Source organism: Arcicella lustrica (assembly GCF_034930985.1).
Taxonomy (GTDB): domain Bacteria; phylum Bacteroidota; class Bacteroidia; order Cytophagales; family Spirosomataceae; genus Arcicella; species Arcicella lustrica.
In genome coordinates, this window is record NZ_JAYGIM010000020.1 from 38,816 (window position 1) to 65,189 (window position 26,374).

The 26,374-nt window shown below is 36.6% G+C and carries 13 protein-coding genes; 5 read left to right on the forward strand and 8 right to left on the reverse strand.

Going from position 1 to position 26,374, the window contains the following annotated elements; all coding sequences use genetic code 11:
* Positions 1-78: 78 nt before the first annotated feature.
* Positions 79-2,409, forward strand: a complete 2,331-nt coding sequence (gene metE / locus VB798_RS22310) for a 5-methyltetrahydropteroyltriglutamate--homocysteine S-methyltransferase (protein WP_323689460.1) — start codon at positions 79-81, stop codon at positions 2,407-2,409.
* Between the two features lie 39 nt (positions 2,410-2,448).
* Here the strand turns inward: metE and VB798_RS22315 are convergent, their stop codons facing one another.
* The 4 genes from VB798_RS22315 to VB798_RS22330 form a co-directional block, all read right to left on the reverse strand.
* The gene (locus VB798_RS22315; protein ID WP_323689461.1) at positions 2,449-2,847 is read right to left on the reverse strand and encodes a helix-turn-helix domain-containing protein; all 399 of its coding nucleotides are present in this window, start codon (positions 2,845-2,847) and stop codon (positions 2,449-2,451) included.
* Positions 2,848-2,858: 11 nt separating this feature from the next.
* A complete protein-coding gene (locus tag VB798_RS22320) occupies positions 2,859-3,155 on the reverse strand; it encodes a type II toxin-antitoxin system HigB family toxin (protein ID WP_323689462.1) in 297 nt (98 codons plus the stop codon).
* A 143-nt stretch (positions 3,156-3,298) separates the two neighbouring features.
* Positions 3,299-6,667, reverse strand: a complete 3,369-nt coding sequence (locus VB798_RS22325) for a DEAD/DEAH box helicase (RefSeq protein WP_323689463.1) — start codon at positions 6,665-6,667, stop codon at positions 3,299-3,301.
* 70 nt (positions 6,668-6,737) lie between these two features.
* Positions 6,738-8,573 carry an alkaline phosphatase gene (locus VB798_RS22330; protein ID WP_323689464.1) on the reverse strand — a complete coding sequence of 612 codons (1,836 nt, stop codon included), beginning with the start codon at positions 8,571-8,573 and terminating at the stop codon, positions 6,738-6,740.
* A 334-nt stretch (positions 8,574-8,907) separates the two neighbouring features.
* On the opposite strand from VB798_RS22330, the gene VB798_RS22335 reads away from it, so the two are divergent.
* The 3 genes from VB798_RS22335 (at position 8,908) to VB798_RS22345 (ending at position 14,811) form a co-directional block, all read left to right on the forward strand.
* Positions 8,908-10,311, forward strand: a complete 1,404-nt coding sequence (locus tag VB798_RS22335; protein WP_323689465.1) for a TolC family protein — start codon at positions 8,908-8,910, stop codon at positions 10,309-10,311.
* A 2-nt stretch (positions 10,312-10,313) separates the two neighbouring features.
* Complete coding sequence (locus VB798_RS22340) at positions 10,314-13,586, forward strand: efflux RND transporter permease subunit (RefSeq protein WP_323689466.1); 3,273 nt, start codon at positions 10,314-10,316, stop codon at positions 13,584-13,586.
* A 106-nt stretch (positions 13,587-13,692) separates the two neighbouring features.
* Positions 13,693-14,811, forward strand: a complete 1,119-nt coding sequence (locus VB798_RS22345) for an efflux RND transporter periplasmic adaptor subunit (protein WP_323689467.1) — start codon at positions 13,693-13,695, stop codon at positions 14,809-14,811.
* Positions 14,812-14,898: 87 nt separating this feature from the next.
* Here VB798_RS22345 and VB798_RS22350 read toward each other — a convergent pair whose 3' ends face one another.
* From VB798_RS22350 to VB798_RS22365, 4 genes are all read right to left on the reverse strand, one after another.
* Entirely contained in the window at positions 14,899-17,586 is a 2,688-nt protein-coding gene (locus VB798_RS22350; protein WP_323689468.1) for a PQQ-dependent sugar dehydrogenase, read from the reverse strand.
* 560 nt (positions 17,587-18,146) lie between these two features.
* Positions 18,147-21,305 carry an efflux RND transporter permease subunit gene (locus VB798_RS22355; RefSeq protein WP_323689469.1) on the reverse strand — a complete coding sequence of 1,053 codons (3,159 nt, stop codon included), beginning with the start codon at positions 21,303-21,305 and terminating at the stop codon, positions 18,147-18,149.
* Between the two features lie 150 nt (positions 21,306-21,455).
* Positions 21,456-22,598, reverse strand: a complete 1,143-nt coding sequence (locus VB798_RS22360) for an efflux RND transporter periplasmic adaptor subunit (RefSeq protein WP_323689470.1) — start codon at positions 22,596-22,598, stop codon at positions 21,456-21,458.
* A gap of 112 nt (positions 22,599-22,710) precedes the next feature.
* Entirely contained in the window at positions 22,711-24,078 is a 1,368-nt protein-coding gene (locus VB798_RS22365; RefSeq protein WP_323689471.1) for a TolC family protein, read from the reverse strand.
* A 753-nt stretch (positions 24,079-24,831) separates the two neighbouring features.
* On the opposite strand from VB798_RS22365, the gene VB798_RS22370 reads away from it, so the two are divergent.
* The gene (locus VB798_RS22370) at positions 24,832-26,337 is read left to right on the forward strand and encodes a malate:quinone oxidoreductase (protein ID WP_323689472.1); all 1,506 of its coding nucleotides are present in this window, start codon (positions 24,832-24,834) and stop codon (positions 26,335-26,337) included.
* Positions 26,338-26,374: the final 37 nt, after the last annotated feature.

Genomic DNA, 26,374 nt, shown 5'->3' on the forward strand with positions numbered 1-26,374 from the left:
TTTCATTCGGTGTATCGCAAAAACACACCAAAAAATCATCGAAGCCCGATGATTACGAACCTTAAAACAACAATTACTATGTTTACACACAATTTGGGTTACCCACGTATCGGTAGCAAAAGAGAATTAAAACGTGCTTCTGAGCAATTTTGGGCTGGTAAAAGTACCAAAGATGAATTACTTTGGATTGGTCGCCAAATCAAAAGACAAAACTGGCAACTTCAACAAGAAGCTGGCATTGATTTGATTCCTTCGAATGATTTTTCACTCTATGACCACATTTCGGATACAGCCATGTTGGTCGGAGCTATTCCAGAACGTTATCATGCTTTGGTGGACGGACAAACCAACCGTGAATTAGACATTTACTTTGCAATGGCAAGGGGCGTACAACGTGACGGGCTCGACATCAAAGCGATGGAAATGACCAAATGGTTTGATACAAATTATCATTATATCGTTCCTGAATTCACTAAAAATCAACACTTTAAAAGATATTCTGATAAAATTATTATTGACTTTGAAGATGCCAAACAAATAGGAATTGTTACAAAACCTGTTTTGATTGGTCCAGTTTCATTCCTTTTATTGGGAAAAGAAAAGGAAGCTGGTTTTCATCGCATTGATTTATTAGACAAACTATTGCCGATTTACATTGATATTTTACAAGAATTGGCAGCTCGTGGAGCAAAATGGATTCAATTAGATGAACCTTGTTTGACCTTGGATTTGACAGAAAACGAGCAAATTGCATTCCAACAAGCTTATCAAAAAATCAAAAAGGCAGTACCAAACTTAAATATTTTGGTCGCTACTTATTTTGAATGCACAGGCGAAAATATCTATGTGGCAACTACTTTAGATATTGATGCTTTACACCTTGATTTGGTACGTTGTCCTTCGCAATTGGATGATATTTTTGAGCAAACAGATTTTGCCCAAACCGAAAAAATCTTATCGCTTGGTGTTGTCGATGGTAGAAACATTTGGAAGAACGATTATGCTAAGTCCTTGAAATTCATCCAAAAAGCAATTGATACTTTAGGACAAAAAAGAGTAATGATTGCGCCTTCGTGTTCATTATTACACTCTCCTTGCGATTTGGATTTAGAACAAAACGAGCAAGTACTTACACCAGAAATCAAAAATTGGATGGCTTTTGCCAAACAAAAATTGAATGAAGTAAATGTGCTAAAAAAGCTTTCTGAACCAGCATCTGCTCCATTATTTGCTCAACAATTGGCTGAAAATCAGCAGGCGATTCAAAGTAGAAAAAATTCAAATCTGATTCATAAACCACAAGTAAAAGCAAGAGTAGCGGCTTTGACAGAAAAGGATTCACATCGTCCAAGTCCGTTTAGTGTTCGTCAAGCTTTACAATTGGAAACCTTAAAACTTCCACTTTTCCCGACTACAACCATTGGTTCGTTTCCGCAAACGGATGATGTACGTCTATTGAGAGCAAACCTTAAAAAAGGAGTAATTTCTCAGAAAGAGTACGATGCACAAATTGCGATAGAAATTGAAAAATCTATTCATTGGCAAGAAGAAATTGGCTTGGACGTTTTGGTACACGGCGAATTTGAGCGTAATGACATGGTAGAGTATTTCGGCGAACAATTATCTGGCTATGTATTTTCTCAGAACGGTTGGGTACAAAGTTATGGTAGCCGTTGTGTGAAACCTCCCATTATTTATGGTGATGTAGAACGCCCTGTGGCGATGACGGTTCGTTGGTCAGAATTTGCACAATCGAAAACGCAAAAACTGATGAAAGGAATGCTTACTGGACCAATTACGATTTTGCAATGGTCATTTGTAAGAGACGATCAAGCTCGTAAAACCACGGCTTTCCAAATTGCAATGGCTATTCGTGATGAAGTATTAGATTTAGAAAAAGCGGGAATCAAAGTGATTCAAATTGACGAACCTGCTATTCGTGAAGGTTTGCCATTACGTCGTGCCGATTGGGAAAATTACTTGCAATGGGCAGTTGAAGCTTTCCGTTTAAGTGCATCGGGCGTGAAAGACGAAACGCAAATTCATACGCACATGTGTTATTCTGAATTTAATGACATCATCAAACACATTGCTGACATGGATGCCGACGTGATTACGATTGAAACTTCACGCTCTCAAATGGAATTGTTGGATGCTTTTGTTGATTTCAAATATCCAAATGAAATCGGACCAGGCGTGTATGATATTCACTCGCCAAGAGTACCCGAAACCGAAGAAATGTTGGCTTTGTTAGAGAAAGCTTTAGTGAATATTCCAGCCAGAAATCTATGGGTAAATCCAGATTGCGGTTTGAAAACTCGCCGTTGGGCAGAAACAGAATTGGCTTTGAAAAATATGATTAAAGCAACTACGCTTTTAAGAGAAAAAGTAAAAGAGGGTGTTTGTTAAAAACCATAAGGCGAGATTTCATCTCGCCTTATTTTGTTTCTAGGCTAAAAGTACTTCAGCAGGAATCCCTAAACCATGATAAAGATTTTTTACCATTTTCAGCGTAAGTGGTCTTTTTCTATTTAGTACTTCTGAAACTCGATTCTCGCCTCCAAAATACTTTGCTACTTCTTTTTGAGAAAGATTTAGCATCTCAATTCTTTGTTTAATTGATTCAATCGGATCAAGTTTTTCAATTGGAAAATGCTTTTTCTCATAATCTAATGCTAAAACCGATATTGCATCTAAAATATCTAAAGCTTTATTTCTTGTTGCTTCATCTTCTATTAAATCAGCATCAATCAAAGCATCAATTAAAGCAGAAGCTCGCTCGAAGTCAGCTTGATTAGTAATCGGTTTGATTTCAATTGCATCAAGATTGATGGTTAGTGATTTCATAATTTCTTTATTTAAATGTTCTTTATATCATCGATTTTATCATACTCTTTATGCGTTCCAACGAACCTCACAAATACCCATTTTTTTGAATATTCATACTTTGCAATAAGTCTGTATTTATTTCGACAAATATTAAATACAATACGATTATTCCCCACAGTATCAGCACCTTTAAATAAGGAAATCACCTCATTAGGGCTATTAAAATCATACTCTTCATTAACTTCATGCCAAGTTTTGAGTGCTGCTTCTGAATCTGGGTATAACTCCCAAAAATCTCTTAATCTGGCTTTTGTGAATATTCTCATTTTCGTAAAAATTAATAGTGTAGTATTATGAAATTCCCATTTAGGGAATTTTAAGTAAATGTAAAAACATTTTTCATGAAAAACTATTCTATATCAATTATAATAAAATAATCACTAAATCACTCATTCACAACTCATTAAATTCACGGCTTTCCGCCCACCAAAGCCAACAAATCATCTTTCGTAAATGATTTCAACATTGAAGTATCAGTCTTGATTAAATCGCCAACTAAATCATTTTTGGATGCTTGTAAACGCATGATTTTTTCTTCAATCGTATTCGGGCAAATCAGCCTTACTGCCACCACATTTTTCTTTTGTCCGATGCGATAACAGCGGTCAATTGCCTGATTTTCAACCGCAGGATTCCACCACGGGTCAATTAAATACACGTAATCGGCTTCTGTCAAATTCAAGCCCGTCCCACCTGCTTTTAAGCTGATTAAAAAGACTCTTACTTGTTTATTCTCTTGAAATTCATTTACTCTTTCTTCTCGTTTTTTCGTTTGACCAGTTAAGTATTCAAAAGAAATATCACGCTTTACGAGTTCCTTTTTTATCAAATCCAGCATCGTGACGAATTGTGAAAAAACTAAGATTTTATGTTCGGAAGATTTCATTTCAATTTCTTCCATCAAAGCCTCAATTTTAGACGATTCTCCGCCATAAAATTCTTCTTCATTCAATAAAGCTGGTGAATCACAAATTTGTCGAAGCTTTGTCAAGCCCGTCAAAATGTGCATACTTTCTTTGGGAATATCACCTTCAATTTTATGATTTAAAAACTCCCTGAATTCCTTTTCATAAGCATCATATACTTTTCTTTGTTGCTCGCCCATTTCACAGTAAATCACTACTTCAGTTTTGTCAGGCAACTCTTTTGCGACTTGTTTTTTGGTTCTCCTCAGGATAAAAGGACTCACTTTTTGCTGTAATTGCTTTGCCTTTTTCTGGTCTTTAAACTTATCAATTGGCATAGAATAATGGTCTTTAAAATGCTGAAGACTCCCCAATAATCCCGGACAAGTAAAAGAAAGCTGACCGTATAAATCAAAAGTATTGTTTTCAATCGGCGTACCTGTCAACACGATTTTATTGCGAGCCGACAACAAACAAGCAGCCTGATAACGCTGTGAACTTGGGTTTTTAATCGCTTGTGATTCATCCAGAAAAATATAATTGAAATGATACTTTTTCAAGAAAGTAATATCCGACAAAAGTGTTCCGTAAGAAGTCAAAATGATTTCATATTCTTCAAATCCTTTGGTACTTTTTACACGGTTACTCCCATAAACACTCAGTATTTTAATGGACGGAGCAAATTTAGCTACTTCTGCTTCCCAATTGAAAATCAACGAAGTAGGCACAACAATCAAGTTTGTATTTTGTACTTTTTTACTTCTTTGTGATAAAATAAATGTGATAATTTGAATGGTTTTCCCCAAACCCATATCATCTGCCAAGCAACCGCCAAAGCCAAATTCATCCAAGAAGTTGAGCCAATTCAATCCTTGTTTTTGATAATCTCTTAACGTCGCATTCAAAGCTTCTGGAATTGCTACGTTTTCAATTTTTTCAAAATCCTTCAGCTTATTGGTATAAAGCGTCAATTCTTGTTTTACTTCATTTTCCAAAAATTCTTCTTTAAACATCCGTCGAATCTCCGAAAAATTACTTTTCGGAATCCTGATTTTATGCTCAACAATCTCTCCCGCTTCAAAATATTCTGTGAATTGCTGTATCCATTGCGCTGGCAAAATGCCTAAAGTTCCATCGCCCAATTGCACATATTTACTTCTGTTTCTGAGCGATTTTTGCAATTGCTTTAAAGGTACTTGTTGCTTGCCATAACGAACCGATAATTCGGTTTCAAACCAACGAATGCCACTCGTTACATTAACCGTAACTCGTGCTTTGTTGTAATTTCGCTTATTTTCTTTCAGTTCATTAAAACCTAAAATGGTAATTCCTTGGTTTTGCCATTCTTCAAAAGCTTCTAAAAACCAATCTTCATCCAGAAAATGCCTCCGATGTAAAAAGAAATAATTATGGTCGAGCTGGTCTTCAAAATCAGGATGTTGCTTGATTAAATCAGCCGTAAACTGTATTTCTGCATTATTATCTCGTTCTAACAAGAAAACATTTCCGTTAAAATCTGAGGCATAAATCTGCTTTGGGGAAAGTACTGGCACTTCCACTTTTCCGTATTTGATAACGGGTGTAATCAAGATATAATCCTCTGAATCAGACAGATAAATGATTTTTTGCTGATTTACATCAAATGTGTTTTCTTCAATTTGAGCGGGCGTAGCTGGTCGGATATAAGAATAATGTACTCGAATCCTGTTTTCGAGTTTGTATAAAATATTCTTTTGGAACTCCTCAAATTTTGAACGATGAACCAACATTTTATGATTATTCTGCTTGAAAAAAGTAATGATTCTGAGGAAATCTGGATTTTCAATTAAATATAAAGTATCCGTAATTTGAATAAAATAATCAAATTTTATCGACAGCGCTTTTAAGTCATATACTCTATCATTAATCAGTAATTCTGCCGAAACTTCATGAAAAATATCTTTATAATCAATCTGCATTTTCATGTCCATTTTCAACAATTTCAAGCGAATCGGAACAACGGAATTGGCATTTACTTTATCCGAAATTTTAGGGTCATGATAAAATACTTCAAGATTCAGCGGATTTCTCGCCAAAGCTTTTAAGCCTTCAAAAAGTGTTTTAGATGATTTTTCATGATTGGGCTGTTGAAATTTCAGAATACTTGTATAAAATTTAACTTCCTCTATTTCAGCAGTTTTCCAGATAAAATCTAATGGATTTATCGTTTTGAGTGGATTTTTTATCTTTCCATCTTTGGTCGATTGTGCTTCATACAATTCAACAATCAGGTGGTCATAATAGCGATGTTTTCCCAAAACAATCACCATTTTTTGGTTTTCTCCCAAAAGGGCAAAAGGAATATTCGGAAGTGTTGATTGTGGTAATAAAGAATTACTGAGTAACGTATTACTTACCTGATTTACAGCGATTAATTCCTTTAATTTTGGTTTAAACGACAGCTTGAAAGGATTGTATTCTAGCCAGAAGTATTTGTCTAAATTCTTTTCGTTTTCTAAACCATAATCTTTGGCAAAAGCTACCATTTTATTATGGCGTAAAGCATCATCAAAAAATACTCTAAGCGTTTGTCTTTCAGTCAGATTCAGCAATACTTGTACTTGATGTTCACAGAGATTTTTGATGGGCGCATTGCAATTACAAGCGAGTTTGATGGCGTCTTTTTCTTGTCTGACCGTAACGGTGACAAAATCCATGCGAGTTAAATAGACAGGAATTTCTGTATAATTCAGCTCAATTTTTTCAGGTTGAAGGTCAAAAAAGCCTTTTTCGTCCGTTGAAACGAGCGATGAACTGTGCTTTAAAATGGTTAAATAAGTAAGCGTTGAAATATTGAGGTTTTCAAAAGTATATGTTAGTTGACGAGGGAGCATATTTGGCTTTGAGCTTTGAGCCGTGAGTTATGAGCATTAAAAAAGCTTATAGCTCACGGCTCAAAGCTCATCACTTTATCCGCAGGCATTTAAGCAACTTCTCAAAAATAGTATTATTTTCATAAAATCCCGTGAAAAGTTGTGCATTTGGACCATAAGCAACCACAGGAACAGCAATTCCAGAATGGTCGTTGGTACTGAAATTACCTTCTAATTTTCCTGTTTTGAAATCGCCTTCTAATAAAGACAAACCGCCCGTTTCGTGGTCTGCGGTGATGATAATCGTTGTTTCGCCATTTTTATCGGCATATTCCAAAGCCTTTCCGATTACTTTATCGAAATCCAACATTTCGTTAGCCACATAATTTAGCTGGTTGGCATGTCCGCCCCAATCAATTTTTGAACCTTCTAACATCAGGAAAAAACCATTTGGCGAAGTACTTTCTAATTGTTTTACGGCAGCCTCAAAAGCTTCGGAAAGATACTCTCCTCTTCCTTCGTGTTTCGGACGTACTTCGTTTTTATCGACAAACACAAAGGTTTTTTCTTGTGTTTTGGCTTGTTTAAGTTCATCAATGCTAGCAAGAATTTTTCCTTTTTTACTAAGATTAGCTAAAGTTTCTGGTCTGAAAGCTTCTTTCCCTGCGCCAATGATTAATGAAATCGGACTTGTTGCCAAATCTTCTGCAATCAATTGCGACCAATCTCTTTCTGGCTGATGTGCATAAAAAGATGCGGGCGTTGCCCCCGTAATTTCCTCCGAAACCACCAAGCCCACTTTGATGTTCTTTTTATCCAGTATTTCTGAAATGTTTTCTAAAGGTTGCTGTTTCGTATTCATGCCGATGTAGCGATTATTCGTTTTTTCGCCTGTAGAAAAAGCCGTCGCTCCCGCCGCAGAATCTGTACAAAAACTATCCGCAGAATTGGTTTTTGAAAAACCAATATGTTTAAAATTCGTCCAATTTAGCTTTCCGCCATTGGCTGTTATTCCACTATAAATTTGAGCCAAGCCCATGCCGTCGCCAATCAAGAAAATGATGTTTTTTGATTTCTTTTGAATGCCATCAGCATGATAAGTAGGCAAGTAAGGAATGTGTTGATCAATTGGTTTGGCAGAAAAAGCCTCAAGGTTTTTGATATAATTTGCCAATTCAGATAAATTATCCGTTCCGATATAATCTACGCCCAATTTCATCAAAGCTTTATAGGCTGTTAGCGAATTAGGAACTGCCCAAAAACGAACTGACTTGCCAATACGATGCACAGAATCAACAAAGTTTTTTACTTTCAAGTATTGTGGTGCTGTGATGAGTCCTTTGCCATTCCAACGAGTAAAATCTGTAATGCTCGTGCTTATTAATGCAAGTCGCTCAAAACTTTTGGTAGAATAGCTTTGTTTCGGGCGACCATCGAAGTAAAAAATATCATCAAATTTATCAAAATCAGTACTTTTTGGCATATCGCCACTGATGACGATTTGAACAGCATTTGGATTATTTTTTACGTCAAAATAATTACGATAAGGCTTTAATTGCTTTTCTAAAAGTTTCAAAGCTTGTTCTCCATCTTCTTTAATATCAATCAATAATTGTAGGCGTTGCCCATCTTTATATATTTTCCCATCGTTCATTGCAATTTGTTTGAGCAATGGTTCAAGGTATAAGGTTTTAAAAGTACGGTTCAAACGAATGGTTTCTTTTTCATGTGCAACGACCAATTCTTCGCCTTGTTTAAAAAGGTCGGCTTCAATCATGCCAAAATGTAAAGAATACGCTTCATAAAAAGGTAAATCGTGTAAGTAATCATTGTGGGCATGAGTATTTTTCATGGAATAAGCCGATGGCTGAGCCAATGCTTTTGTTCCTAAAAGAAGCGCAAGAAAAAGGAAAAAATGTTTTTTCATGTTGTTGACAAAAGAAAGGGTTTTAAAAATGCAAAAGTATCCTTGCCATGTTAGGGAATTATTACCAGAAAATTAATCAATGTACCGAGTTTTGTAAAAAGGCTTAAGTCTTTCCGAAAGTTTCAAAAAGTTAAAATCTTGGTTTATTTATATTTTTTTATTTTTTCTACTAATAATTCAATTGAGCAAATTACCTGAGTAATTTATCATTCCGAGTAAGCATAAATATATCAAAATGGTACAATAGCCTATAAAGCAAATCAAAATGTTTGAATATATTTGGTCAACTCAATAGACTAATAAGTGTGCGCTTCAATTCAATAGCAAATTTAATATGATGATGTTCCAAAAATACCGACGCATTTTAGTGTTTTTATCCTGCATATTGGCGTCTGGTTCTTCTCTGGCACAAGAGCCTTTCTTGAAATTATCGGATGCCATTCAGCTTGGCTTAGAAAATTACAATTCTATCAAAGCCAAAAAGAATTACCTAAAAGCTTCGGAAGCATTGGTGATAAATGCTCAGAAACAGTTTTTGCCAGACGTAACTGCGGCGATACAAAACAATTATGGAACAGCCAACGGGCAATTTGGGTCTTTATATCCCTACAGAGGTGTGGGAATGGCAGCGGCTGGCCCAAGTTCGGCAAGCCAAAATTGGAATACAGCTTTTGGGGCTTTGTACGCTTCGAACGTCAATTGGGATATATATACTTTTGGTCGTTTAAAAGCGAGTGTGGACATTGCTCGTTCGCAAGTATCAAGAGATTCTTTGGATTTGCAACAAGAAAAGTTTGCTCATGCCATTAAAATCACGGCATCATATTTCAGTCTTTTAACAGCACAAAAATTCGTAGAAATTAGTAAACAGAATTACAAAAGAGTATCGGCCTTGCGTGATGTAATTAAAGCAAGAACAGCGAATGGTTTGAATGCAGGCGTGGATTCTTCGATTACTAATGCAGAGGTTTCTAACGCCAGACTCGGCGAAATCGAAGCACAAAACATTGAATTACAGGCGACCAACCAATTGGCAATTTTGTTGAATACTCCAACGAAACACTTTCAATTAGATACTTTATATTTCAGTAAAATTCCTGAGCAATTGGGTTCTACATTAGCGATAGAAAATAATCCGACTCTTCAATTGGTAAAATCACGCATTAGTATTGCAGAAAATACGCAGAAACTCCTGAGCAGAAATAAACTACCCGTAATTAGTGTGTTCGGTTCATTTCAGTCAAAAGCTTCTGGTTTTGACTATGACTACTCTCCTACCAATAATCATGTTGATAAAAACTACTTTTCGGGCATTGCTCCTTCTAGAAGTAATTTTATACTTGGGGCTGGGATGTTCTGGAATTTTATGTCGCCCACCAAAATCAATCATCAAATTAAGGCTCAACAGTTTATCAGCGAAGGCTTAAAAAGTGAATACGATTTGATGGAAAATCAACTAAAAAGCCAAATGATTTTAGCAGACCAACGCATTGAAAATGCTTTGTTGACCTACAAAGAATCACCGATTCAATTAGATGCCGCCCGAAATGTTTACGAACAAAAAGCGGTGTTGTATAAAAACGGACTTTCGAACATCATCGACCTTACCCAAGCTTTGTTCGTGTTGAACAGAGCCGAAACCAATATCAGCGTTGCCTATGCCAACGTTTGGCAAGCTTTAGTATTAAAAGCAGCCAGCAACGGAGACATCGATTTACTCATCAAACAAGCTAGATAATAATGAATTTAATCAAAACAGCTTTACGCAAACCTATCACGATACTTGTATTAGTGGCTGGTTTGTTGTTCTTTGGTATCAATGCCATCAGGAATATCAAAATTGATATTTTCCCTGATATGAATATGCCCGTGATTTATATTTCACATCCATTTGGTGGTTATACGCCTACGCAAATGGAGTCTTTTTTTGGGCGTCAGTACGTTAACCTTTTACTCTATGTTTCGGGTGTTAAAAGCATAGAAACCAAAAACATACAAGGTTTAACCTTGATGAAACTTACTTTTTATCAAGGCACAAACATGGCTCAGGCGGCGGCAGAAGTATCCGCTTTTAGTAATCGTGCTCAAGCTATTTTCCCGCCCGGTTCGCAACCGCCTTTTATTTTACGTTTTGATGCTTCTACTTTACCCGTCGGTCAATTGGTTTTGAGTAGTCCAATTCGTTCAAATAATGAATTATCCGACCTTGCCAATACTTATATTCGTTCGTCCTTTAGTTCGATTCCGGGTTTAATTTCCCCTGCTCCATTTGGTGGAAACGTGCGAACGGTTGTGATTAAAGCCGACCCAGAATTGATGCGTTCGCATAATATGACGGTCGATCAAATTGTAGAAGCCATTCGTCTCAACAACCAAACTTCTCCTTCTGGAAACGTGCGTGTTGGCGATTATAATTATATCACGCCATCCAACACGACGATTAAAACCGTCAAAGATTTTGAGCAAATTCCACTCTTTAAAGGGGGCGTACAAAACCTTTTTCTGAGAGATGTTGCCGTGGTGGAAGATGCCGCCGATATTACAGGAAGTTATGCTTTAATCAATGGTAAACGTTCTGTTTACTTGGCAATTACCAAATCTGCCAATGCTTCTACTTGGGAAGTAGTTCAGAATCTTAAAAAAGCTTTGCCCAAATTACAAAGTCAATTACCAGAAGATGTTACTCTTTCTTATGAATTTGACCAATCTGTTTATGTAATCAATGCCGTAAAAAGCTTACTTTCCGAAGGAGCAATCGGGGCAATTTTAACGGGTTTAATGGTTTTACTCTTTTTGGGCGATGCCAGAGGAGCTTTGATTGTAATCCTGACGATTCCGACTTCCATCATTGCGGGCGTACTCTTTTTACAATTGTGCGGACAAACGATTAATATCATGACGCTCAGCGGACTTTCTTTGGCGATTGGTATTTTGGTCGATGAATCCACCGTGACAATAGAAAACATTCACCAACATTTAGATTTGGGCAAACCCAAAGCCTTAGCCGTTTGGGATGCTTGTCAGGAAATCGCCTTTCCGAAATTGTTGATTCTCTTCTGTATTTTGGCAGTTTTTGCACCAGCCTTTACCATGACGGGTATTCCCGGAGCGTTATTTTTGCCTTTGGCTTTAGCGATTGGTTTTTCAATGTTGGTTTCATTCCTTTTATCGCAAACTTTTGTGCCAATTATGGCAAACTGGTTGATGAAAACGCATGAACGCCCACACAGTACTAATTTGCCCGACAATGAAGATTTCATCGCTTCTAAAATAAGTGTTGCTTCAGAATTCAATCAGATTACTCAGAAAAAAGATTTTGTAGAACATCCTCCTAAAAAAATAAGTATTTTCGATCGTTTCAAAAATTCGTTTTTGGCAATGCTTGAAAAGATTTTCCCTTATCGTAAAGCATTGGTTGTAGCCTATTTAGTAGTTATTTCTGGTTTAGCCTTTTTGTTGCTAAGTACTATTGGAAGAGACGTTTTACCGAAAACCAATGGCGGACAATTTCAAGTACGTTTACGAGCAAAAGAAGGAACAAGAATTGAACGAACCGAACAAAAATTGATTCAATCTATCGCCATTCTTGAAAAAATGGTTGGAAAAGAAAACGTTGAAATTACTTCTGCTTTCGTTGGGCAACATCCCGGACTTTTTTCAACCAGTCCAATTTACTTGTTTATGAGTGGCCCGCAAGAAGCCGTTTTACAAGTTCAATTAAATGAACATTTTGAAGTGGATTTGGAAGAACTAAAAGACGATTTCAGAAAAAGAATCAAAGCGACCATTCCAGATTTGAAACTTTCTTTTGAGCCGATTGAATTGACTGATAAAATCCTAAGCCAAGGTTCGCCAACGCCAATCGAAGTACGTTTGGCAGGAAGAAGTAAGAAAAATAACGAAGAATATGCCAAAAAACTGATTGCTAAATTAAGCGAAATCAGCTATTTGCGAGATGTACAATTGGGTCAGCCCATCAAATATCCAGCCATTAATATTAATATCGACCGAGTAAGAGCTTCGCAATTGGGTGTGGATATGAGTGAAATTTCACGTATACTTACTGCCTCTACATCTTCGTCTCGTTATACCGATAAAAGTGTTTGGGTCGATGAAAAATCAGGTTTGACTTATAGTGTACAAGTACAAATTCCTGAAAACAAAATGTCTAGTGTTGGTGATATTGGTGAAATTTCTTTGCAGCGAAATTCTATAAGACCCGTTCTGAGCGACGTTGCGACGATTCAAAACGATACCATTTATGGTGAAAACGATAACTTAGGAGCTTTGCCAACGCTTTCAGTAACGGCCAATTTATACAAACAAGATTTGGGAACGGCAACAGCAGATGTAAGTAAAGCCATTGCTTCGCTCGGAGAATTACCAAGAGGTTTAACCATTGAGCCAATCGGTTTAAGTAAAGTATTGACAGAAACTTTAGATAGTTTACAAGCTGGTTTATTAGTTGCCATTGTGGTAATTTTCTTGATGTTAGCAGCTAATTTCCAATCATTTAAAGTATCTATCGTTATTCTAACGACCATTCCTGCGGTGGTTTTAGGAGCTTTATTGATGCTGAGATTGACGAATTCTACCTTGAATTTACAGTCGTACATGGGTATTATCATGTCGGTCGGCGTATCCATTGCCAATGCGGTTTTATTGATTACCAATGCCGAGCAACTCCGAAAAGTAACTGGAAATGCTTTAGAAGCAGCCAAAGAAGCAGCAGCCTTGCGGATTCGTCCAATTTTAATGACGAGTGTGGCGATGGTCGTGGGAATGATTCCGATGGCTTCTGGTTTAGGAGAAGGTGGCGACCAAACATCTCCGTTGGCTCGTGCCGTGATTGGCGGATTGATTGCCTCAACTTTTGCGGCTTTAATTATACTTCCTTTGGTATTTGCTTGGTTCCAAGAAAAAACATCAACAGAATCTGTTTCGCTCGACCCAGAAGACAAGGAAAGTAAACATTATATTCCTACAATTTATGAGAGTGGAATGGGGGAGTGATGAGTTAGTGAATTGTGATTGAGTGATTAAAATCTTTCAACAAAAAAATAAACTTTTAGCTAACAGCTCAATGCTCACAGCTATTAGCTAAAAGCCAAATACAACCATGAAATCAAAAGCTATAAAATCAATTTTAACTGTCGCTGGCTTATTTTCTGCCACGATATTATTCAATAGTTGCGGACATTCGGAAGCGAAAAAAGAAGAAAAATCAACTGTACCAACAGTACACAGCGTTGAAGTTTTTACTTTGGAAAAAGGAATGATGTCAACCACGATTCAAATTCCTGGGGAATTAATCGCCAAACATAGCGTGGATTTGTACGCCAAAGTAAACAGCTTTGTACAAAAAATGAACGTTGATGTGGGGACAGAAGTAAAAGAAGGACAGTTATTGGTAACGATGGAAGCACCAGAACTTTCTTCACAACTATCGGCGGCGGCTTCAAGATTACAATCGCAAGAAGCCATATATGCGGCAAGTAAAGCTTTGTACGACAGACTTTTACAAACCAGTAAAACCGCAGGAACGATTTCTCCAAATGAATTAGACCAAGCTTTGGCACGTAAAAATGCTGATTTCGCACAATTGGATGCCGCCAAATCAAGCTATAAAGAAATTGCAGATAATAAGAATTACTTGGCAATCCGTGCGCCATTTAGTGGTTTTATTACGGCTCGTAATATCAGCGTTGGGGCTTATGTAGGTCCTTCAGGAAAAGGCTCTGAATTTCCGATGTTTACTTTACAAGATCAGAAAAAATTACGTTTAATCGTCTTGATTCCAGAAGCTTATACTTCTTATTTAGGCGATAAAAATGAAATTACTTTTACGGTAAAAGCTTTCCCAAGCGAAGTATTTAAAGCAAAAATCAATCGTTTGGCGGGTGCTTTAGACACGAAATTTCGTTCAGAACGCATTGAAATGGACATTGATAATAGTCAAAAGAAACTATTGCCGGGCATGGTTGCCGAAGTAAAAATTTCTTTCCCAGCTACAGAAAAAACTTTTGTTGTACCCAAAGCTGCCGTTGCGAATGCCCCAGAAAAAGTATTTGTCGTAAAAATCGTCAATGGAAAAGCCGAATGGATAGAAGTAAGAAAAGGTAGAGAAGCCGAAGGGAAAGTAGAAATTTATGGTGATTTATCAGAAGGCGACCAATTAGTAAAAGTAGCAACAGAAGAAATTAGAGAAGGTGTTGAAGTAAAAATCAAGAAGGATTAAGTATTATACGGTCAATCTTTCCAACAAAAACGCATCCATTCAATGATGAATGGATGCGTTTTGTTTTCTACCAAAATGCCGTAATACTTACTTTCCAACCGTCGCTTTTGTAGCTTGTTTTTGTGCAGCTGTCGGTACGAAATCTATCCATTCTAAACTGAATAAATCTCTATTTGGCGTTGATGTTTTTACAAATACAAAGTACAAATCATGCTTGCCTGTCGTTGCTTGAAGTCCAGCACTTTTTTCTGTATAAGTATTCCAGTTACCTGTTGGCTCATAGTTTAAAGTACTTATCAAAGCACCAGTTGGCGAATCTGCATGTACCTCAATCGTTGCTCCTTTATCTCTTGAAGAATAACGATAAGTCAATTGTTCAATATTTTTTAAGTCAATATTTTTCAACACAAAATATGACCCATTATGGATACTTCCTAATCGCTTCTCTTGTCTGCTAACATTACTCAACTCATCTGCTTCGCTACCATAAATTTTTGTTGGACGTAACACCAACACATCTGTTTTATTCAATGCTAACACCGCTTTTGTTTTGCCTTGTGGCGCAACCAAAGAACCTTTATCTGTATATGAAGCTGTTAAAACGTAGCGTCCTTCTTGTTCTTTTCCAACGTGTTCTTTTAGTGTTACCGAACCTTTTTGAGGAATTCTGTTTTCAATTGGTTCATTCCCTAATGAAAGAATATACTTCACCATTTCGGTTGTTTCTTCACGAGAAAGTTGTGGGTGAGCACTCATTTCACGGTCGTCCCAAACACCACCACCACCGATGATGATTTTATTAGCCAATTTAGCAATCGCAGTTTTATCGTCTTTGTATCTTTTAGAAACTTCTGTAAATGATGGGCCAACCGATTTTGCATTTACTTGGTGACAAGCCTTACAGTCTGAACCAGCAATTAAAGATTTTCCTAAACTAAAAGTAGAAGTCAATTGCTGATGTCCCATCAAAGGTTCTTTACTTACTTTAGGAATATAATTCAATACCACTTTTACACGTTTTGAATCAATCAATTGGTCTTCCTTATCTTTCACACTAACCGAATATTTAAAAGGTGTTTGTGTTGGAATGAAGAAAGTGCTATTGTCTGTCGTAGCAATGGCTACTTCTGGTACAGTATTACCAACTTTAATATTGATAGTACTTGTGTTACTTGCTCCTAATTGATCTTTTACAGTAAGTGAAACTTTATAAATACCATTTTTACTGAAAGTATAAGTTGGATTTACTTCGTTAGAAATCACTTTCCCTTCAAATTTCCATTGGTAACTTAACTTATCTCCTTTATCAAAATCATGGCTTTTATCTCCTGTGAAAGCTACTTTAAAAGGAGCAAGCCCGATAGTATCTGCCGCAATCGCTTTCGCTACTGGCGCACGGTTACCACTATTGAAGTCGATTTTTACTAAACGTGCATCTTCGTTATCAATACCATAAACTGAACCATATTCTAATAAATAAACGCTACCATCTGGACCAATTTCCATATCTACTGGACGACGGAAATCACCCGTAGTTGGCATAAACGCCTCCATCGACTGGTAATTTTGTTGTTCGTCTAAACGTACTGCATAAATCCAGTTACGCATCCAGTCGTACACAAATAATGCTTTATCATAATAAGCAGGCAATTTACTTGGGTTTGCCAAAGAAGCATCAAAATGATAAACTGGACCGCCCATCGCACATCTACCGCCAACTCCTAATTCAGGAAATTCTGTCGATTTGTTATATGGATACCAAATCATTGCTTTTTGTGCTGGAGGCAAGTTTTTCATCCCTGTATTATAAGGAGAATTATTTACTGGAGCATTTGCTTCGAAAGGAACGCCTACTTTTTTGGTCGCAAAATCATATTGATTGTAAGCTTTATTGTCACCTACAAAATATGGCCAACCATAATTTCCCGCTTTTTTCGCTTGGTTGAATTCGTCATAACCACGTGGACCTTGCACGCCATCTGTTCCTGCATCAGGACCAATTTCGCCCCAATATAAAATTGAAGTAGCAGGGTCAACCGAAATACGGTATGGATTACGACAACCCATTACATAAATTTCAGGACGAGTACCCGCCATTCCTTTCGGGAATAAATTGCCTTCTGGAATGGTATAAGAACCATCTGATTCTACATGAATACGAAGAATTTTTCCACGTAAATCATTCGGGTTTCCTGCCGAACGTTGCGCATCAAAAATTGGTCTTTTTTCTCTTTCGTCGATAGGCGCATGTCCATTTGACTCAAAAGGCACGGTATTATCACCTGTTGAAATAAACAAATTACCATGAGCATCCCAAGCCATAGAACCACCTGTGTGGGCACTTACTTCTAAATCAAGTGGAAATTCAATGATAGATTTTTCGCTTTCAATATCAAGCGTGCTATCATCATTTACTTTAAATCTCCCGATTCTCTGTTTGGTTTGTCCTTTATCTTCAATGGTATAAAAGAAGTAGAGATAATGATTTTTGGCAAAATTAGGGTCAATCGTCATCCCTAATAAACCATTCAAATATTTATCAACCGCCTTTACAGGGAAATCATAGAGTAATCTTGTTTTTTTCTGTACGGGGTCATACACATAAAATTTGCCCGCTCTTTCTACAAAGAAAACACGACCGTCTGGCGCAACTGCCAATTCCATCGGTTCGTTGAGGTCATTAGAAAGTACGCTTTTTGTAAAGCGATTTTCCTCTGGTCGGTTTAGAGTATCAGCCCACACTTGAGCCTTCTCGGCTTTTATTTGTGTGGTCATAGATTCATGGGTAAGAGAGCTTAAACCTAGAAATGCTCCTAGATATAAACTGTATTTAGCGAAGGAAATAAACATTGAGTGTATATTAATTAAATAATAAAATACAAAGATTTGACATCTCTTCAATTTAGAGAAATAAAGCGTTTATTCAACAATTGTATTGAATAATACAAATTTATAAAGTAGAAAGCATAATACTGTCTGGTTTTTCGTCAAAATTAGGGGGTAAACTAATCCTGACTCTTTACCATTTACAAATACTTTATTTCCTAAATAGACAGACTTTTGTATTTAATACTCTTTGTAATGAAAAAATGTTGGAGAGAAGTATAATAGCGTTATAAAGATTAAGTAGGTGTACAAAAGTTTTAAAGTATTTGCATGTAGCAGTAACTCTTGCAGTTACCGATTGACAATTAATTAAGATAAGAAACGGTAACCGTAAAGGTGGTTACCACTACATGTAATTTATGCTATTGCATTTCTGTATACCCTAAAACAAAAAAAGCTTCATCGTGAAATGATTTCACAATGAAGCTTTTTCCAATTCAACTATTATTTTACTCTATTGCTAAATCAGTTTCAATTTCCTTCTTTTTCTTTCCTCCTGCAATTTTTTCAATCAATACAAAAAGTACTGGTACGACGAAAATCGCTAGAGAGGTTGCGGCTAACATTCCACCGAATACTGTCCAACCAATGGTTTTACGAGATTCAGCCGCTGCTCCACTGGCAAAAGCTAAAGGTAAAACACCCAGAATGAAAGCGAGGGAAGTCATAATGATTGGTCGTAAACGTAATTGCACGGCTTCTAAAGTAGCAGGAATTAATTCCATTCCTTTATCAACCCGTTCTTTAGCAAATTCTACAATCAAAATAGCGTTTTTCGCCGCCAAACCAATCAAGGTAATCAAACCGATTTGGGCATAAATATTATTAGAAAGATTTGGTAAGAAAGTAAGCGTTAAGATTGAACCAAAAGCCCCAATCGGAACGGCAAACAATACTGAGAATGGAATCGACCAGCTTTCATACAAAGCAGCAAGAAACAAGAATACGAACACGATAGAAATTCCAAAAATCAATGTTGTACTATCGCCTGCTTTTAATTCTTCGCTACTCATCCCTGAAAATTCATACGAATAACCCGTTGGCAAAGTGGTAGCGGCTACTTCTTTCAAAGCCGTAATGGCTTGTCCACTACTAAAACCAGGTTTTGGCGAACCATTGATTTCAATAGAACGATAAACGTTATAATGCGAAATCAAAGCAGCATTCTCAACCACTTTTGCTTTTACTAAAGCTTTCAATGGCACCATGTTTCCAACGTTATTTCTTACATAAAACTTTTCGATTTTCTCTAAAGAAGAACGGTAACTACTATCTGCCTGCACCATTACCCTAAAGTTTCTACCATATAAAGTAAAATCGTTGATGTACGAACTACCCAATAAAGTAGAAAGTGTACCAAAAACATCCGATACTTGTACCCCTTGTTTTTTGGCTTGATCACGATCTACATCAATCTGATAACTTGGGGTGCGTGAACTAAAGAAAGTAAATGCCATGCCAATTTCTGGACGCTGATTGACAGCCGCCAAGAATTTACGGGCTACTTTTTCAAATTGCTGAACATTATCGGGACTGGTTGTTTGTAAAAGTTCAAACGTAAAACCAGCGGTTTGTCCTAGCCCAGGAATTGCTGGCGGTGCAATTGCAAGGACTCTGGCTTCTTTAATATCAGCCGTACTCTTTTTGATTTTTTCAATTACCGCTTGTACTTGATGTTCTTTCCCTTCTCTATCCGACCATGGTTTTAAGTTTACAAAGAAAGTACCAACGTTTGTTTTGTTAGAGAAACTTACGATGTTCAAACCAGCGATACCACCTACTACTCTTACTTCTGGCAATACTTCCAAACGCTTCATAATGGTTTGAAACAACGCTACGTTTCGGCTTGTAGAAGTAGCTTCTGGCATTTCGTAAGTTACATATAAACGTCCTTCATCTTCTGTTGGAATAAAACCTGTTGGTTTTGTTTTGAACAAATATCCTAAGCCAACAAATAAACAAACCATCATCACCAAAACCATTGGCGTAGCTTTAATCCACTTCGCAACCCCTCTTGTATAAGAAAGAGAAAGGCTATCAAACTTAGTATTGAACCAAGCGAAGAATTTTTCTAAGGCATTTTTTCGTGCATTTTTATCTTTCGATGGTTTCAGCATAATTGTACATAATGCTGGCGTTAAAGAAAGTGCTACAAAGGCAGAAAGAATTACAGAAACTGCAATGGTAATGGCAAATTGTTGATATAATCTACCAACGATTCCCGGCACAAAACTTACTGGAACAAACACCGCAGCAAGAATTAATGCAATAGCGATTACCGGCCCAGAAATATCTTTCATGGCTTTCTTGGTTGCTTGTTTGGGCGTCATTCCGTATTCATCCATATTATGCTGTACGGCTTCAACCACTACAATGGCATCATCCACCACAATCCCAATGGCTAATACAAAAGCAAAAAGCGTAAGTGTATTAATCGTAAAACCAAAAGGAATAAAGAAAATAAACGTTCCGATTAATGACACAGGAATGGCTAAAATTGGAATCAAAGTAGCTCTCCAGTTTTGAAGGAATAAGAATACCACCAGAATTACCAAAATCAGGGCTTCAACCAAGGTATGAATTACTTCTTCAATAGAAACTTTTACAACCGAAGCTGACTCTAAAGGCACTACGTAGTCAATATCTTTCGGGAAAGTCTTTTTCATTTCCGTCAAAGCCGCTACAACGCCTTCATAGGTTTTTAGCGTATTTCCTCCAGGAGCTAAGTAAATAATTACAAAAGCCGCAGGTTTACCCGAAACAAAAGCATTTACGCCATAATCAAATCTTCCTAGTTCAACTCTTGCCACATCTTTCAAATACACAATACTTCCTGTGGCTGGCACAGTACGAACGATAATATTTTCAAATTGGTCTTTCGTATTTAAACGACTGTTTGTCAATACGCTATATTCAAATGCTTGCGTTGAAGGTTGAGGATTCCCCCCTACTGTACCTGCTGCAATCTGAAGATTTTGTTCTGCCAAAGCCGCTGTAATATCGCTTGGCGTCATGCGCATGGCTGCCAATTTTTCTGGATTCAACCAGATTCTCATCCCAAAATCATCTGCTCTCGATACAATATCCCCTACTCCTTTTACTCTTTGAAGGGCATCTTTTACATAGATGTTGGCAAAGTTTCCGATGAATTTTGCATCATGTGTACCTTTTGGAGAGTACAATGCCAATGCCATCATGATACTTGGATTACGCTTACGAACCGTTAAACCAAGTCGTTTTACAGCATCTGGTAAAGTTGGTTGCGCCACACTTACACGGTTCTGAACATCCAATGCGGCAATGTTTACGTCTGTTCCAATATCGAAAGTAACGTTAATACTACTTTGTCCGCTACTGGTACTGTTACTCGACATATAAGTCATGCCCGGCGTACCGTTGATTTGCGTTTCAATCGGTGTGGTGGTGGTTTGCTCCACCGTCTGGGCATCTGCTCCTGTAAAATTACCCGCCACCGTAACAGTTGGAGGCGTAATATCTGGATATTGTGAGATAGGCAATGTAGTCAAGGCAATGATTCCTACGATGACAAGCACCAATGAGGTAACAATTGCGGTGATTGGCCTTTTTATAAAAACATCTGCTATCATTTCTATATTTTTTAATTTTTTTGAGTCTTTGAGTTGATAAGTCTATGAGTTTAAAGCTTATGTGTTTATAAGACATGTTTATAATTTTGAACTCATAAACTTTGTACTCATAAACTTTAAAACTCATTTACTCATAAACTCTCAATAAGCTTATTTTTTCGCTGGTGTAGCCGAAGGAACTTCCGTTGTATAAACAGCACCTTCACGTAAATTTTGAATTCCTTCAACGACTATTTTATCGCCTTCTTTCAATCCTTCTTTCACAATAATGTTAGTACCCAAAGCTGTTCCCAAGTGTACTCTTTTTTGCGTTACTTTACTGCTATCGCCCGGTACATACACAAAAAATTCACCCAATTGCTCAGAAATTGCTTTGTAAGGAATCACAACGGCTTTGCTAGAAGTACTCAATACTCTAACGGTTCCAGTCATACCCGAACGAAGTAAATTCTTAGGATTAGGGAAAGCCAGTCTAGTTTTTATCGTTCCAGTTTGTGGGTCAACGGCTCTATCCATCAAAAGGATTTTTCCTGTATGTGGATAAATATCTCCCCCAAATGCAAGTGTAAAAGTAGAATCATTGTTGGCTTTCCCTTTTTGGATTAAGTTGCTGAAGTAGTAAATATCTTTTTGGTCAACGTTAAAATCAACGGCTAATTGATTATCCGTAGAAACCGTATTCAAAATCGTTTGTCCTGCCGTTACAGCAGCTCCTTTTTTCACTAAAGAAATACCAATTGTTCCATCAAAAGGCGCATATACTTTGGTATAACGCACATTAGTTTGTACTCCTTTGATATTTGCTTTTGAAGCTTCAACTTGTTTTTTAGCTACTTCCAAAGCCGCATCTGCATTATCAACCAATTGTTTGGCTACGGCATCATTTTTCGCTAATTCTTGAAAACGATTCGCATCTTTTTGTGCTTTTGCTAAATTGGCTTCTTGCACATTTAAGTTCGCTACCGCTTGGTCATAATTTGCTTCATATAACTGTGTATCAATTGAATACAACAATTGTCCTTTGCGTACTCTTGAACCATCGCTAAAATGTACACCCGTAATAAAACCGCTTACTTGTGGTCTTAATTCTACCACATCCAAAGCCGTTACCGTAGCAGGATATTCATCATGATACGAAGCATCTGTTACTTGTACGGCTTCAATCGTTACAGGAACTGGAGGCAATGCTGGCATTTGTCCTGCCTTTTTATCACCGCATGAGCTTAATAAAAATAAAGCCGCAATGATTGAAAATTGTGTTGATTTATCGAAAAACATATTGATTCTGTTCATTTATTTGTCTGTTATTCGTTGCTGTTTTACCAGAAGATTATTTTGTGAATGAGTGAATCATTTCTAAAGAAAATTCCATTCGCAATTCACTAACTCACAACTCATCTATTAATTAATAAGCTAATTGTCCTAATGATTTTTGTACATCTACTTTACTAGATAACACCAAGTAAAGTGAATTATAATAATTGATTCTTGCCGTGCGAAGGTCCGTTTCAGAAGTAATTACTTCTAAATACGTTTTAATGCCCGAACGATATTGCAATTGAATTAAATCATAGACTTCTTTTGCCAACTCCATGTTTTCTTTTTGTGAAAGAAACACTGCCAAATTACTCTTATAAGTAGCTAACGCTTGCTGGTATTCTGTGTTGACGCTCAATTTCAGATTTTTAACGTCTAAATCTACACGCTTGAGTTGCCATTCGGCAGAGTTGATATTTGCTTTTCGTTTTCCTCCTTGAAAAATCGGTAAAGAAAGTGTTATGTTGGCGAATGAGTTCGGATAATTTCTTGAATATAAATCTGTAAACGAGTTATTCAAAAAGTTAAGATTGTACGCTCCGTTGAAAGAAACCGAAGGTAAATAACTCCATTTATTATACTTCAATTCGGCTTCACGAAGGTTTTTTAAAGTAGCTAATTGTTTGTATTCGATGCGTGAAGTAAAATCTGATTGTTGTAAAGTATCAATCACGATGTCTCTATCTAATTGTAAAGTATCATACACAATCACCAATTCTTCGTTTTCAGGATATGCCATCAACGACTTCAAGTTTTGTAATCTTGCTTTCAACAATTCTTCATTGCTTTTCTTCAAAGCCAAAGTATTGTTCAAAGTAATGCTTACTCTTTTGTAATCTATTTTATCCGTAGTTCCTGCATTGTATTGATTTTTAGCATCTTTCAAACTTCTTTGTAAACGAATAATATCGCCTTCAGTTACTTTTATTTGTTGTTTCGTTGCCAATACTGCATAAAAAGCTTTGGAAACATTAGCCGCTAAATTGATTTTAGCATTCGCCGTTGTTTGGCTGGCTTGTAAACGCACATCGTTTTGACTTCTATTCGCTAAAAGTGCATCACGATTAAAAAGGTTTTGCGAAAGTGAAAACTGTGCTGCCGAAGTATTATCAACGCCCAATTTTACAGGGTTTCCACCGATGATACTTGTCTGAACCAAAAAGTTATGCTGCAGATTGTAATTGAAATTGATTTGAGGATACCAATCAGCTAATTTTCCCTTGATAGTGTTTTCAACAATGCGTTGGTCGATGAGTGATTGCTGAATTTGTGGATGATTTTTAATGGCATATTGTACTACATTCTCAAGCGTGGCATCATCTAATTTGGGCGTTGCCACAAGCTTTTCCGACGAATTTTCTTGAACAACCGTTTGGGAGTATAGATTCGAGGGAATTTTTAAAACCAATAACGTTGTCAGCAACATCATTGATAGTATTTTTCTAGTCTGACGCATGAATTTGATAGGTAAAATAATTTGTTTTGAATAAATATAAACGGACTTACTGCATTATTTGGATAATAACATGACTTTATAACCTATAAAAAATGATATTCGTTCATGAATTGAAAAAAATAGTCAATTTTGTTGTCTATTTTTTTCAAAATAGGATTATGGCACTTTCTCAATAGAATCTTCTCTTTCTGAAAAATACGTTTTAAAACAATGCCTACTCTTCAAAATCATTACGAAATCATTTATTACTACACATTGGATTATCAATCCCAATCATTTAAAAGGCTTATAATACCTTATAAATCTTCCTCTGATTTCAACAAAATTGATATTGACAAAACCTGAAAACAAAGTTCCTACATTTTTTAAAAGGGGCTGTTATACAAATTCCTGTTATTTCTACCATTATTGCTGATGGTAATCTGTATTTGATAAAATTCAGTCTCTGCTTAATTGCTGATTCACAAAGAGCTAAACAAGTACAATCTGTATTCCTCTCATTTTTCTTCTAAGTAAAATTTTTATAAAATCTGTAAAGGCATTGTAAAGTTTTTCCGCAATTTATAGATTAATTCTAATGAGTAATTGGACATAACTTATAAGATTACCCCTAGCTGTTTGTTTAGGATATTTGAGGTAATAACTTTGTTTGGTGAACTAAATATTGGATAAATCCTATTATGAATCTCCAATTTTCAAACTGACAAAATCCATTTTTTCTTCTTTTAGAATTGTCCAAAAATTAATTGATTTATGACTAGTAAAAATAATAATTCAGACGAAGTTCTTGATGTCGTATTGATTGGAGCAGGAATTATGAGTGCCACGTTAGGAGCATTACTCAAAGAACTGCAACCAGATTTAAGTATAGAAGTATTTGAACGCTTAGACATTGCGGCAGCCGAAAGTTCGGATGCTTGGAATAATGCGGGAACTGGCCACTCGGCTTTTTGCGAATTAAACTATACGCCTCAATTACCTGATGGTTCTGTCGAGATTTCAAAGGCAATTGCTATTGCAGAGTCTTTTGAAGTATCAAAACAGTTTTGGTCTTATCTTGTACAGAAAAGAAATGATGTGTCGCCAGAGGCTTTTATCAAAAGTACTCCGCACATGAGTTTTGTTTGGGGCGAAAAAAATGTAGAGTATTTACATAAAAGATTTACCCGTTTGCAAGAATCCCATTTATTCAACGGAATGATTTATTCTGAAGACCCACAACAACTTTCGGAATGGATGCCTTTGGTAATGGAAGGTAGAAATCCAGAGGAAAAAGTGGCTGCAACCAGAATGGATTTAGGAACAGATGTAAACTTTGGTTCATTAACCAGAATTATGTTTGAAGACTTACAACATGATCAAAATGTTTCGATTCATTTCAATCATGAAGTAAGAAAACTGAAGAAAAAAGACGGTTTCTGGAAAATAAAGGTAAAAGATTTGACAACTGGCGAGAAAAGAGTTGTTAGAGCTAAATTCGTTTTCATCGGTGCTGGTGGTGGTTCATTACCATTATTAGAAAAAGCAGCGATTCCAGAAGGAAAAGGTTTTGGTGGTTTCCCTGTAAGTGGACAATGGTTGAAATGTGTGAATCCAGAAATTATCGAGCGTCACAACGCTAAAGTATATGGAAAAGCTGCTGTTGGTTCTCCGCCAATGTCGGTTCCTCACTTGGATACTCGTATGATTGATGGTAAAAAAGCATTACTTTTTGGTCCTTACGCAGGTTTCTCGACTCGTTTCTTGAAAAATGGTTCATTGTTAGATTTACCTTTGTCTATCAAACCAAATAATATTTATCCGATGATTTCGGCTGGTTTAGACAATATTCCTTTGACAAAATATTTAATTGATCAAGTTCGTCAATCGCCAGAAGATCGTTTGGTGGCTCTTAGAGACTATTTGCCAAATGCTAAAATGGAAGATTGGGAATTAGAAACAGCTGGTCAGCGTGTACAAGTAATTAAGAAAGACCCAAAACATGGTGGAATTCTTGAATTCGGAACAGAAGTAGTAAGTGCAGCCGACGGCTCAATTGCAGCTTTGTTAGGCGCTTCTCCAGGTGCATCAACGGCTGTTTCAATTATGCTTACTTTATTGGAACGTTGTTATCCAGAACAATTGAAATCTGGTGAATGGCAAGAAAAACTAAAGCAAATGATTCCTTCATTTGGCGAATCTTTGAGCAAAAATGCCGAATTAAGCGAAAATATAAGAATGCAAACAGCGGAAGCCCTACAATTACAAGTAGCGGTATAATCATTTTGTTTTCGAAATAGAAAGTCAATTAAGGGAA

Coding starts and splice junctions, on each gene's coding strand:
- VB798_RS22330 (WP_323689464.1), bottom strand. CDS start 8,573: ATGAAAAAACATTTTTTCCTTTTTCTTGCGCTTCTTTTAGGAACAAAA.
- VB798_RS22320 (WP_323689462.1), bottom strand. CDS start 3,155: ATGAGAATATTCACAAAAGCCAGATTAAGAGATTTTTGGGAGTTATAC.
- VB798_RS22325 (WP_323689463.1), bottom strand. CDS start 6,667: ATGCTCCCTCGTCAACTAACATATACTTTTGAAAACCTCAATATTTCA.
- VB798_RS22345 (WP_323689467.1), top strand. CDS start 13,693: ATGAAATCAAAAGCTATAAAATCAATTTTAACTGTCGCTGGCTTATTT.
- VB798_RS22365 (WP_323689471.1), bottom strand. CDS start 24,078: ATGCGTCAGACTAGAAAAATACTATCAATGATGTTGCTGACAACGTTA.
- VB798_RS22335 (WP_323689465.1), top strand. CDS start 8,908: ATGATGATGTTCCAAAAATACCGACGCATTTTAGTGTTTTTATCCTGC.
- metE (WP_323689460.1), top strand. CDS start 79: ATGTTTACACACAATTTGGGTTACCCACGTATCGGTAGCAAAAGAGAA.
- VB798_RS22350 (WP_323689468.1), bottom strand. CDS start 17,586: ATGACCACACAAATAAAAGCCGAGAAGGCTCAAGTGTGGGCTGATACT.
- VB798_RS22360 (WP_323689470.1), bottom strand. CDS start 22,598: ATGAACAGAATCAATATGTTTTTCGATAAATCAACACAATTTTCAATC.
- VB798_RS22355 (WP_323689469.1), bottom strand. CDS start 21,305: ATGATAGCAGATGTTTTTATAAAAAGGCCAATCACCGCAATTGTTACC.
- VB798_RS22340 (WP_323689466.1), top strand. CDS start 10,314: ATGAATTTAATCAAAACAGCTTTACGCAAACCTATCACGATACTTGTA.
- VB798_RS22370 (WP_323689472.1), top strand. CDS start 24,832: ATGACTAGTAAAAATAATAATTCAGACGAAGTTCTTGATGTCGTATTG.
- VB798_RS22315 (WP_323689461.1), bottom strand. CDS start 2,847: ATGAAATCACTAACCATCAATCTTGATGCAATTGAAATCAAACCGATT.